A 12,435-nucleotide genomic window follows, 5' to 3' on the forward strand; every position below is an offset into this window, starting at 1 on the left:
TGCAGTATTAGCAGAGGGCTATAGATGCGTCACCCTAGCTTCACGTGATTACAGTGGAAAATAGAGCGCTCAAACTATTTGTCAGTACATGAATGCAAAAAACCGATAAATGCCTCAGTTGCTGCATCCTGATCTTTATCATTTAAAGTTTCATGTCTTGCACTGGGGAAAATAATAGCTTTGACGGCAGTAAAACCAGCAGCCTTAAGCCGCTTGCATTGGGCTTGTGTAGCGATCGCATTGTCTGTTGCAGGATCCTTGCCGCCGCCAAGAAGCTGAATGGGGAGTGTTTTAGTTTTTTTGTTTGCGCCGCGCACATTGCTACCGTTGAAGACCAAGTCAAAAAGGTCTTGCCACATTGATACAGAGGCATTCCATCCGCAGTTTGGATCAGCGATATAGGCATCCACCTCTTTTTCGATATGCGAAAGCCAATCAAAATCAGTACGGTGATTGGGGATTTTCTTGCCCCACGCTTCAAAAGTAAGCTTCGGTAATATACGAGATGGCACATCCGAACCCAGCCTAAAGCGCTCATAATGCAATATGCCTTGCGCTAAACGGCCGACGAGCCCGCCAGAGAAATTTGAATTCCATACAGCTGCGCCAGCAAGGCGATCAGCATGCGCAAGCACATAATTCATCGTTATTAAGCCGCCCATAGAATGACCAAACATGATGAGCGGAAGATCTGGATGGTGAGCACGTGCGTTCTCTTGCACCGCTGCACAATCAAGCATTATCTTTTTTACGCCATCTCCATCCAGTGAAAACGCGCCTTGGGGTGCGTCTTTAGCTTTTGTGAGGCCATGGCCACGATGGTCATGGGCGTAGACATGACAGCCAGCTTCACTAAGCTTCGTTGCAAAGCGCGCATAGCGCTCAGCATGTTCAGCAAGGCCATGGTTTACATGAACGATATAGCGTGCGTCACTGGCAGCGTGTTTGACATAACAATTTATGTCGGCACCTGAGGCGCTAACAATTCTTTTCTTCGTATCGAATGTGTAATGATTCATGTTTGAGACGAACTCCCTGCGGGTAAGGTGCGCACCACTTTTTTTGCAGTCAAGTCTATGCAAGTCTTTGATTGTGAATAACTAAAAAATGCTACTATTTAATAATGTTCATTCCGTGAAGCGGCCGCTTGTGCGCGTGTGAATAAATGTCAGCGCAGTGTTTAACGCCTAGCAAATGCTTGCCTTGCCCCGATGGGAAATTTCCCATAGATATCGGCCAAACTTCAAAGCATTTGGAACCGATTTAAGATGGCACGCCAATATATTTATCACATGTCCGGCCTCAATAAGGTCTATGGATCAAAGAAAATTCTCGAAAATATTCACCTGCAATTTTATGGTGATGCAAAGATTGGTATCTTGGGCCCTAACGGCGCAGGTAAATCTACAGTCATGCGCATTATGGCAGGGCTGGATAATGAATTTACAGGCGAGGCTTGGATTGCCGAAGGCGCAACCCGCGGATATTTGCCGCAAGAGCCTCAACTTGATCCAAATCTGAACGTTATGGAAAATGTCATGCTTGGCGTGGCGGATAAGAAAGCGATTCTTGACCGCTATAATGAGCTGATGATGAACTATTCCGATGAAACAGCGGATGAAGGTTCAAAACTTCAAGATATGATTGACAGCCAAAACCTTTGGGATTTGGAAAGCCAAGTCGAACAGGCAATGGACGCATTACGATGCCCGCCAGCCGATGCGTCAGTTGAAAATCTGTCAGGTGGTGAAATTCGCCGCGTTGCACTTTGCCAGTTGCTTCTGAGCCAGCCTGATATGCTATTGCTCGACGAGCCAACCAACCATTTGGACGCTGAGACAATTGCATGGCTGGAAAAGCACCTGCGAGAATATCCAGGTTCTGTTCTAATGATTACCCACGACCGTTACTTCCTTGATAATGTGACAGGGTGGATTCTTGAGTTGGACCGCGGGCGCGGCATTCCATATGAAGGCAACTACACAGCTTACCTTCAAGCAAAAGCCAAGCGTTTGCACCAAGAAGGCCGCGAAGACGATGCAAAGCAAAAAGCGCTTTCTCGCGAGCAGGAATGGATGGCATCATCTCCGAAAGCTCGTCAGGCGAAATCAAAAGCACGTATTAAAGCCTATGATGAATTGGTCGAAAGCGCCAATAATCGCAAACCTGGCGATGCGCAGATCATTATTCCAGCCGGCGAGCGCCTCGGTAATGTGGTGATTGAAGCTGAAGGTCTGACCAAAGGGTATGGCGACCGCGTTTTGATCGATAACCTCTCTTTCAAATTGCCACCTGGCGGTATCGTCGGTGTTATCGGGCCAAACGGTGCTGGTAAATCAACACTGTTCCGTATGATTACCGGTCAAGAACAGCCTGATAGTGGCACAATCACAATCGGTGACACGGTCAACCTTTCCTATGTTGACCAGAGCCGCGATGCACTTTCAGGTAAAAGTACTGTTTGGGAAGAAATCTCCGGCGGTAATGACATCATCAAGCTCGGCAATCATGAGATGAACAGCCGCGCATATTGTGGTGCGTTTAACTTTAAGGGCGGCGACCAGCAGCAACCTGTTGGCACATTGTCAGGCGGTCAACGTAACCGTGTGCATTTGGCCAAGATGGTCAAAGCTGGCGGTAACGTGTTGCTTCTCGATGAACCGACCAACGATCTGGACACAGAGACACTCGGTGCGCTGGAAGAAGCATTGGAAAACTATGCGGGCTGTGCTGTCGTAATCAGCCACGACCGTATGTTCCTTGACCGGTTGGCGACACATATTCTTGCATTCGAAGGCGATAGCCATGTTGAATGGTTCGAAGGTAACTTTGAAGATTATGAACAGGACAAGATTCGCCGTCTTGGACCTGAAAGCGTTAATCCGAAACGCGTGACCTATAAAAAACTAACGCGTTAAAACTGCTTAGCAATTGATTTGGCCGCCGGTGTGCTCGTTCATGCCGGCGGTTTTTTATTGCCAAGCGCACAGACAAAACAATTTCTGCACTATGCAAAGTTGCATGGAGTTACAAGAAATATATTGTCGATAGAAATAGGGGCTTAAAAATGAAAAAGACCGGACTGCGGGAGGAGGATGCAGTCCGGTCGTAATTCTTGGACCAAGCTGGGAGGAGGATGCTTGATCCTTGGCAACAGCACCATCTGGGAGGAATTATGTGCTGTTGTTGAAATGATGTATGCGCTTTAGTTGGGAATTGTGCAATGCAGCATTTTGCAATGCTGCTATGCAGAAAATGCATAGCTTGGTGCTTGAAAAGCTAAATGGACTAGAATTCCCAGCCCCGTGCTTTTGCAAAAAGGAAATCTCGAATTGCTTGGAGTTTCGCAGAATTTCTCATTGTTTCTGCATAGACGAAGAATGTATCGAAACTAGGTAGTTCTACGTCCTCTAACACCCGTACAAGACCGGAATCGCGTTCAACGGCATAATCGGGGAGCAGAGCAAGCCCGATGCCAATTTGCGCGGCCCTTTTGACGGACATCACAGAGTTGATTTCAAGTGTCGGTTTTAAAGGTTGTTTGCCTTCACGCTCAACGGTCAGTAATGCGTTTAGGTCTGATAGATAATTGGGCGCTGGTTCACCAAAGCTTATAATTCGATGCTCTTCCAAGTCCGCCAGCTTCTCAGGACGGCCAAAACGCTTGATATATTCTGGTGATGCATAAACATGCAGGTGCACGGTGAACAATCGCCGCTGAATAAGATCAGGCTGTTGAGGTTGCCGCAGGCGAATAGCGCAGTCCGCTTCGCGCATATTCAAATCAAGCTCTTCATTGGAAAGCATCAATTTGACGCTGATATCAGGATAAAGCTCGATAAATTCTTGAATGCGATACGAAAGCCAGCCTGCACCAAGGCCAACGGTCGTTGTAATGCGCAAAATGCCAGATGGCTTATCTTTGGTTTCTTTTAGCTGGGAGCTTACCGATTCTAATTTTAGAAACACTTCATGCGCTGTGGCATAGAGCATATCGCCTTGCTCTGTGAGTACCAGCCCCCGTGCATGGCGATTAAAAAGCGGCGCGCCAATTTCTTGCTCTAGGGATGAAATTTGCCGACTGACCGCCGATTGAGAAATATGCAGAACCTCACCGGCGTGGGTAAACGAGCCGGCCTGTGCTGCCGCATGAAATACGCGTAATTTGTCCCAATCTAGCGGCACGGTTCAATCCAATCTTATTCAGCCGCTTCAAGCTGGCTTTCTTGTGCAGCCACAAACTTTTCAGCTTCCAAAGCAGCCATACAGCCCATTCCTGCAGCTGTAACAGCCTGTCTATATATATCATCTGTTACATCACCGGCTGCAAATACGCCAGCCACAGAGGTTACAGTGCTGTCAGGTGCAGTCCACAAATAGTTGTTTGGCTTCTGTTTTAACTTACCTTCAAACAGCGACACGGCGGGTGCATGGCCGATGGCTACAAACAAACCATGCGTCGCCATTTCAGTAATTTCGCCTGTTTTCCTGTTTTTCAGCTTAACGCCGGTAACAGATGCGGGAAGGGCGGGATTGGTTTTTTCGCCTAGGATTTCCTCAACTTCGGTATCCCAAATGATTTCCACATTTGCTTTTTTGAGCAGCCGTTCTTCAAGAATTTTCTCAGAGCGCAATTCGTCGCGGCGATGAACGAGCGTTACCTTAGAAGCAAGGTTCGAAAGATAAAGCGCTTCTTCAACGGCTGTATTGCCGCCGCCAACAACGACAACTTCCTTGCCACGGTAGAAAAAGCCATCACATGTCGCACAAGCAGATACGCCAAAGCCCATATAGGTTTGTTCGCTTTCAAGGCCGAGCCATTTAGCTTGCGCTCCTGTACAGATAACCAGTGTATCACCTGTGTAAACGGTGCCGCTATCACCCACAGCTTTAAATGGACGACTATCGAGATCAACTTCAACAATAATATCTTGCTCGATTTGAGTGCCAACATTTTCAGCCTGTTGGCGCATTTGTTCCATCATCCACGGGCCTTCGACGGCATCGGCATAACCTGGATAGTTTTCGACTTCTGTGGTGATCATCAACTGACCACCTTGCTGCAAGCCAGCAACCATGACGGGGTTCAGCATTGCGCGCGAAGCATATATCGCTGCGGTATAACCAGCAGGGCCAGAACCGATGATGAGCATTTTGGAGTGAATTGTTTTCGTCATGTTTGACCTATTCAGTTTTCATTTCGAGCCGCACGAAACGGTGAAAGATAAGACGTGGCTGTAACTTTAACAAATACAGCTACCGAAGTTTCGTGTCAGATGGTGTTCTATGAAACATAGCTCAAGGGCTTTATCTTATCCATCATCACTTTTAGTTATTCATCGCCTATTAAATGTAAGGGTAAGTAAAGTTTTCGATACTTTGATAAAACGCATTGAGATTTGCCGTTTCTTTATCTAGTGAAAAATTATCCGTTACATGTCTTCTAATTGCTGCATGTTCTTGATTTGCGCTCTCAATATTAGTCATCAGTTGGAAGACGTCGTTTTCCATATCGGTTTCGCTTGTTAGTGCACTATAAGGTGCGTCTTTTAATAGTGATGAAAAAGCACCAACATCCGTGCCGATAACAGGCACTCCGCAAGCCATAGCTTCTAAGGGGGTCAAGCCAAAGCCTTCCCAGCGTTGAGGTGCAACAAATACATCCAATGCTTGGTACCATCTGTGAATATCAGTATGCTCGCCAACAAAAATGATGCGGTCTGAAAGGCCAGAATTATGAATCCGTCCTTTTAACTCATTTGCAAAAGCAGTGTGTTGTGATGTTATATTGCCGGCGATAATTGCGCTCCAATCCGGTGCGTTCGGCAAAATAGAAATCATCGTATCTATAAATAGATCAGTGCCTTTTTGGTGGCGGATACGTCCAAAACAACCAATAAGTTTTTGTGCAATTGGCAGCCCAAGTTCGGCTTTCAACTTAGATTTGTCATCAACCTCAGAAAAGCGGTCCGTATCTATGCCGTGCATTATAATTTGGTGCGGCACCTTCAGATAAGCTGCTGTTTTTGCACTTGTTGCAATAACTCCATCCATGCGCCTGATTAACCATTTGGTGTAACCCGTGTGTTGTCTTTGGGATGCAGATGTGAAAACCAGCTTAACGGGCATGCGCAGAACATCACGCATGATAACGCCTGCAAGCATTTCTGTATTACGGCGCGCATGCCAAATACGGTTTTTGCCGGAGTTTGGTTTTTTCCATAATTTCCACAAATCACGGTAGCGAATTTTTGGAAGATGGTTCGGTAAACCAGGACCAATTGTAGCGATAGTGATGCCAGTAGCGTTTTGAACTGGCACCAATTGAATTATTGTAGACGTTACACCGGACAAGCGACGTTTGAAGTTTGGCGCGACGACTTGCAATTTCTCAAAATCGTTGAAAATGGTCATGTAAACTCTCTATACGTGACGTTTTCTTAGACGTATTTTACCGCTTCAATTTCATATCCGCGATCACCCTTGGGCGCTTTGACTTCAATAGAATCGCCAACAGTTTTGCCGATGAGTGCACGCGAAATTGGAGATGAGATCGAGATGCGACCTTCTTTTGGATTCGCTTCCTGATCACCGACAATTTGATACGTGACTTCTTCGCCTGTATCATCGTCCGTCAACGTAACAGTCGCACCAAAACGAATGGTGTCACCTGTCATCGTTGCTACATCAATAACGTCGGCGCGGCCAATTAAGCCTTCAAGCTGGCTAATACGGCCCTCATTGTGCGATTGAGATTCTTTCGCGGCATGATATTCGGCGTTTTCCGAAAGGTCGCCGTGGGCGCGCGCTTCCGAGATCGCTTCAATAATGCGTGGACGCTCTTCCTGCTGCCGCCAGCGAATCTCTTCGTTCAGCGCATCAAAGCCTTTACTCGTCATTGGGACCTTCTCGACCATGGTCCTTCCTTTCCTGCCAGTTTTTAACCGGACTTAATCTATAAATAAAAACGGCTCCGGATTTGCGTTCCGGAACCGCGTTGCTCAATATGGCAATGTCTCTAGCTGATTTCCAGCCCTTTTATGGGCTCTATCGACTTTACTCGAAATAAGCTTGTAGAGGGCGCACTTCGATCTCACCTTTTGATAGGGCTTCGATCGCTTGGGTGGTTGCTTTAGCGCCCGCCATTGTTGTGAAATAAGGTACTTTGTTCTCAAGAGCAGCACGGCGCAGCGACTTGGAATCAGACAGTGCTTTTTTGCCGCTCGTTGTATTGATCACAAGTTGCACTTCACGGTTGCGGATGGCGTCCTCGATATGTGGACGTCCTTCCAAAACCTTGTTGATTTTGCGTGCTTCAACACCATTTTCGGCCAAATAACGTTGCGTGCCACCGGTTGCGATGATGCCAAAACCTAGTCCAGCAAGCACTTTTGCAGAGGCAAGAGCATTGGCTTTATCTTCGTCTTTGACAGAGATGAAAACATTGCCATCTTTCGGCAGAACCACACTGGCGCCAAGCTGAGCTTTAGCAAACGCCATTGCAAAGTCTTTATCAAGGCCAATGACTTCACCTGTTGAGCGCATTTCAGGGCCGAGCAGGGTGTCAACGCCTGGGAACTTCGAGAACGGGAACACCGCTTCTTTGACCGCAATGTGTTTGATGTCAGAAGCATGTTTGCGCGTGCCGTAATGAGCAATGGCCTCTGAAAGTGTTTCACCGGCCATAATACGCGCTGCAATCTTCGCAATCGGAAGACCAATTGTTTTAGCAACGAACGGAACCGTACGTGACGCACGTGGATTGACTTCGAGTACATAAATCTCGTCGTCTTTAATCGCGTATTGAACATTCATGAGACCGCCAACATTCAGTGCTTTTGCCATTGCTGCGGTTTGAATGTGCAATTGCTCAACAATCTCATCGCTGAGCGTATTCACAGGCAGAGAACAGGCTGAGTCGCCTGAGTGGATTCCAGCTTCTTCAATATGCTCCATAATGCCCGAAACATAGACATCATCGCCATCACACAAGCAGTCGACATCAACTTCGATAGCGCCCTGTAGATAAGTATCAAACAGCAATGGGTTGGTGCCCAAGAGCGTGTTGATCTGACCTGTTTTGTCGTTTGGATAACGTGCTTTTATATCTTCCGGAATAAGCTCAGGTACTGTTTCAAGCAGATAGGTAGAAAGCGAAGTCTCGTCGCGCACGATCTGCATCGCACGGCCGCCAAGCACGTAAGATGGACGCACCACAAGCGGGAAGCCAAGACCAGTTGCAATCAACCGCGCTTGTTCAACCGAATGGGCAATGCCATTTTTCGGCTGTAAGAGATTGAGCTTCATAAGCAGTTTCTGGAACCTGTCGCGGTCTTCTGCCAAGTCAATCGCATCGGGCGATGTACCAAGAATTGGAATGCCAGCACGCTCAAGCGCATTAGCTAGTTTCAAAGGTGTCTGGCCGCCAAATTGAACGATAACGCCTTTAAGATTGCCAGACTTTTGCTCCATTTCCAGAATTTCAAGCACATCTTCATTGGTCAATGGCTCGAAATAAAGGCGGTCAGATGTATCATAATCTGTTGAAACCGTTTCAGGGTTACAGTTGATCATGATGGCTTCATAGCCAGCATCCCGCAGTGCAAAAGCAGCATGACAGCAGCAATAGTCAAACTCGATACCCTGACCAATACGGTTAGGACCGCCGCCTAAAATGACAACTTTATCGCGTGTTGATATTTGCGCTTCATTCTCAGGTGCACCGATGAATGGCTGCTCATATGTTGAATACATATAGGCCGTAGGGGAGGCGAATTCTGCCGCGCATGTATCAATGCGTTTGTAAACAGGGCGCACATCCAAAGCGTGGCGGGCCGAAACCACATCACTCTCATTCTTGCCAATCAATGTAGCCAAGCGCTGGTCTGAAAAGCCCATTGATTTGAGCATACGCATATTATCGGCATCAAGCGGCAAGCCATGCTCTTTAACACGCGCTTCCATATCGATAATATTTTTGAATTGTTCCAAGAACCAAGGGTCGATTTTGCAACCGGCATGTATGTCTTTAAGGCTGAAGCCCAAACGAATAGCTTGCGCAACCATCCGCAAACGGTCCGGTGTTGGTGCGCCGATTGCCGCACGGATCGCATTCTTATCGTCGCCTTCGCCAAGGCCGGGCACTTCAATATCGTCAAGTCCTGTAAGACCGGTTTCAAGGCCGCGCAGCGCTTTTTGCAAGCTCTCCGCAAATGTGCGTCCAATGGCCATGACCTCGCCAACGGATTTCATAGCCGTAGTTAAGTGAGGTTTTGCGCCGGGGAATTTTTCAAATGCAAAGCGCGGAATTTTTGTAACGACATAATCGATTGATGGTTCAAACGAAGCCGGTGTCGCACCGCCCGTAATATCATTCTCAAGTTCATCCAGCGTATAACCAATAGCCAGTTTTGCTGCGATTTTTGCAATCGGGAAGCCTGTTGCTTTTGATGCAAGCGCAGATGAGCGCGATACGCGCGGGTTCATTTCAATAACAACCAGACGGCCATCCTCTGGATTAACCGCAAACTGTACGTTTGATCCGCCTGTTTCAACGCCGATTTCACGCAAGACCGCAATCGATGCGTTACGCATGATTTGATATTCTTTGTCGGTGAGCGTTAGCGCAGGGGCAACGGTAATCGAGTCGCCTGTGTGCACGCCCATTGGGTCGATGTTTTCAATCGAACAGATGATGATGCAGTTGTCTGCTTTGTCACGAACAACCTCCATCTCATATTCTTTCCAGCCAAGAACGCTTTCGTCGATCAGCACTTCGGTTGTCGGCGAAGCATCAAGCCCGCTTTCAACGAAATCCATAAACTCGGAACGGTTATAAGCAATACCGCCGCCTGTGCCGCCAAGTGTGAACGATGGGCGGATAACGGCAGGTAGGCCGATTTCATCAAGTGCAGTTGCCGCTTGTGCCATCGCATGGCTCATATAGCGCTGTTTGCGTTCGGCAGTGCTGTGACGCCATTCTAGTTCAAGTGCATCAAGCGCTGCATTCAGCTCTTCGCCTGAAAATTGCTTCTCAAGCTCAGCTTTTTTAGCTTCGTGGGCTGTGCGGTCTTTATCTTTAACAGCTGTCGCATTGACCAACATTGAGCGTGGGCATTCCAAACCAATGCGCTCCATTGCTTCACGGAACAGCGAGCGGTCTTCAGCTTTATCAATGGCTTCTGGTGTTGCGCCAATCATCTCGACATCCCATTTGTCGAGCACGCCCATCGCTTTGAGCGAAAGAGCCGTGTTGAGCGCTGTTTGTCCGCCCATCGTTGGCAGGACAACCATCTTATCGTTAGGGTGTTCCTTACGCTCTTTGATGATGATCTTTTCAACGATTTCCGGTGTGATCGGCTCGACATAGGTCGCATCGGCAAGATCAGGGTCTGTCATGATCGTCGCTGGGTTAGAATTCACCAGAACGACGCGATACCCTTCTTCGCGCAATGCTTTACAGGCCTGCGTTCCGGAGTAATCAAACTCACACGCTTGACCAATCACAATCGGTCCTGCACCGATGATGAGGACTGTATCTATATCATTACGCTTTGGCATGGGGCATCCGTTTAGCTTACGCGAAAAACCGGATGCAAAGACAACCGGCACTAACGCAATTATTTTGTGGCTAAGGCTGTCTTATATTCATATGCGCGCGCGATGTAACCCCATTAAGCAATGAAATTTAGGCTTTCAACATAGATTCAGCGCTGTTTGGCATTTTTGTAGTCTTTGGAACAATTGCCGCATTGAAGCATTGGCCTTTCAACAGCGAAAGGAGAAAAATATGCCGAATATTTCAGAAGCAAAAATCGCGATACTTGCAACCGATGGTTATGAACGCTCGGAGTTGCGTAAACCGCTTGAACATCTCAAAGGCGCAGGTGCAGATGTGCACATTGTATCAATCAAATCCGGTGAGATTAAAAGCTGGGATGAGGACAATTGGGGCGATAGCGTTGCTGTCGATAAGCTCGTGTCAGATGTAGCCGTTGCTGATTATGATGCGCTGGTTCTACCCGGCGGCCAAATCAACCCAGATCTTTTACGTGTGAACGAAGATGCCGTTTCATTCGTGCGTGAGTTCGCAAAGAGCGGAAAAACGCTTGCTGCTATATGCCATGCGCCTTGGTTGCTTATTGAAGCTGACGCACTGCGTGACCGCAAAGCAACGTCATATCCATCTATTAAAACCGATATGATCAATGCTGGTGCCGATTGGGTTGATGAAGAGGTCGTTGTTTCAAACGCGATTATCACGTCCCGTAACCCTGGCGATCTCGATGCCTTTAACGCCAAAATCGTTGAAGAGGTGGAAGAAGGACGCCATGATCGGGAAATTAAAGCTGCATAAGCCAGTATAAATCATTGAAAATGTAGCGGTCGCCAAATTGGCGGCCGCTTTCTTTGTTGAACCAGCCCAGCTTTTGCGGCACAAAGTCACACACAATTAAAAGCATGACATTTGGAGTGGGCAATGCGTTTAGGTGGACGTCGCAAAAGTACGAATATTCAAGATATGCGCGGATCCGGCTCCAGCAGTCGCGGCGGTTTCGGAAGAACTACGCAACGTGTTCGCTTGCCATCTGGAGGAAGAACCGTTCGCTCATCCGGCGGAGGCCTTGGCGGTATTATCCTGCTTGTTGTCTTGTTTTTTGTTTTGCGCAGCTGCGGCATTGATCCATTGCAAATATTGGCTGGTAGTGGCGGCGGCAGCGGTTTTGAGCAGATGCTTCCGCAAACAACGCAGACACAAAACCAAACGCCTAGCGCTACGCCGCGAACAGATGCACAAACTGAGTTTGTTAGCCGCGTTCTAGCCGAGACAGAAGATGTCTGGAACGGTGTTTTTAAAGCAAATGGCCAGCAATATCCGGAACCGGTTTTAGTTCTGTTTTCCAATCAAGTGCGCTCTGCATGTGGCTTTGCTAGCGCCGCATCTGGCCCGTTTTATTGCCCAGGTGACAAAAAGCTCTACATCGATTTGAATTTCTTCGATGAGTTAGAGCAAAAATTCCAAGCAGGTGGTGACTTTGCACAGGCTTATGTAATTGCACATGAAGTTGGTCATCACGTTCAAAATGTTATTGGTGTTTTGCCAAAATTTAATCAGATGCGCCAACGTATGAGCCAAGCTGAAGCCAATGCGATGTCCATTCGTGTGGAATTGCAGGCTGATTGTTTCGCAGGTGTATGGGGCTATTACACCGAACAAAAAGGTCTGCTGTCACGCGGTGATCTGGAAGAGGCGCTCAATGCCGCAACGCAGATCGGTGATGATACGATTCAGCGCCGTACCCAAGGTTATGTGGTGCCAGAAAGCTTCAATCACGGCACATCAGCACAGCGCCGCGAATGGTTTGGGCGTGGTTTTGAAAGCGGTAAACTGGAAGCCTGCGATACCTTCAACAACGATGTTTAAAAGGTGAGGGA

The 12,435-nt window shown here is 47.7% G+C and carries 9 protein-coding genes; 3 read left to right on the forward strand and 6 right to left on the reverse strand.

Annotation, left to right across the window (positions count from 1 at the left end):
* Positions 1-74: 74 nt before the first annotated feature.
* The gene (locus C504_RS0100215; RefSeq protein ID WP_018687274.1) at positions 75-1,019 is read right to left on the reverse strand and encodes an alpha/beta fold hydrolase; all 945 of its coding nucleotides are present in this window, start codon (positions 1,017-1,019) and stop codon (positions 75-77) included.
* Between the two features lie 249 nt (positions 1,020-1,268).
* Between C504_RS0100215 and ettA the strand changes: the two genes are divergently transcribed.
* Positions 1,269-2,918, forward strand: a complete 1,650-nt coding sequence (gene ettA / locus C504_RS0100220) for an energy-dependent translational throttle protein EttA (RefSeq protein WP_018687275.1) — start codon at positions 1,269-1,271, stop codon at positions 2,916-2,918.
* 370 nt (positions 2,919-3,288) lie between these two features.
* Here the strand turns inward: ettA and C504_RS0100225 are convergent, their stop codons facing one another.
* From C504_RS0100225 to carB, 5 genes are all read right to left on the reverse strand, one after another.
* Positions 3,289-4,185: a LysR family transcriptional regulator gene (locus C504_RS0100225; RefSeq protein WP_018687276.1), complete on the reverse strand. Its 897-nt coding sequence runs from the start codon at positions 4,183-4,185 to the stop codon at positions 3,289-3,291.
* Positions 4,186-4,199: 14 nt separating this feature from the next.
* Positions 4,200-5,177 (reverse strand): thioredoxin-disulfide reductase, encoded by a 978-nt coding sequence (gene trxB / locus C504_RS0100230; RefSeq protein WP_018687277.1) that lies wholly within the window; start codon positions 5,175-5,177, stop codon positions 4,200-4,202.
* A gap of 169 nt (positions 5,178-5,346) precedes the next feature.
* Positions 5,347-6,414 (reverse strand): glycosyltransferase family 4 protein, encoded by a 1,068-nt coding sequence (locus C504_RS0100235; RefSeq protein ID WP_018687278.1) that lies wholly within the window; start codon positions 6,412-6,414, stop codon positions 5,347-5,349.
* Positions 6,415-6,440: 26 nt separating this feature from the next.
* Complete coding sequence (gene greA, locus C504_RS0100240; RefSeq protein ID WP_018687279.1) at positions 6,441-6,917, reverse strand: transcription elongation factor GreA; 477 nt, start codon at positions 6,915-6,917, stop codon at positions 6,441-6,443.
* Positions 6,918-7,056: 139 nt separating this feature from the next.
* Positions 7,057-10,560: a carbamoyl-phosphate synthase large subunit gene (gene carB, locus C504_RS0100245; protein ID WP_018687280.1), complete on the reverse strand. Its 3,504-nt coding sequence runs from the start codon at positions 10,558-10,560 to the stop codon at positions 7,057-7,059.
* A gap of 229 nt (positions 10,561-10,789) precedes the next feature.
* Between carB and C504_RS0100250 the strand changes: the two genes are divergently transcribed.
* Both C504_RS0100250 and ypfJ read left to right on the forward strand, forming a co-directional pair.
* Entirely contained in the window at positions 10,790-11,356 is a 567-nt protein-coding gene (locus C504_RS0100250; RefSeq protein WP_018687281.1) for a type 1 glutamine amidotransferase domain-containing protein, read from the forward strand.
* Between the two features lie 123 nt (positions 11,357-11,479).
* Positions 11,480-12,424: a KPN_02809 family neutral zinc metallopeptidase gene (ypfJ, locus tag C504_RS0100260; protein WP_018687283.1), complete on the forward strand. Its 945-nt coding sequence runs from the start codon at positions 11,480-11,482 to the stop codon at positions 12,422-12,424.
* The last annotated feature ends 11 nt before the right edge of the window (positions 12,425-12,435 follow it).

It is taken from the genome of Ahrensia kielensis DSM 5890, assembly GCF_000374465.1.
Lineage (GTDB): Bacteria > Pseudomonadota > Alphaproteobacteria > Rhizobiales > Rhizobiaceae > Ahrensia > Ahrensia kielensis.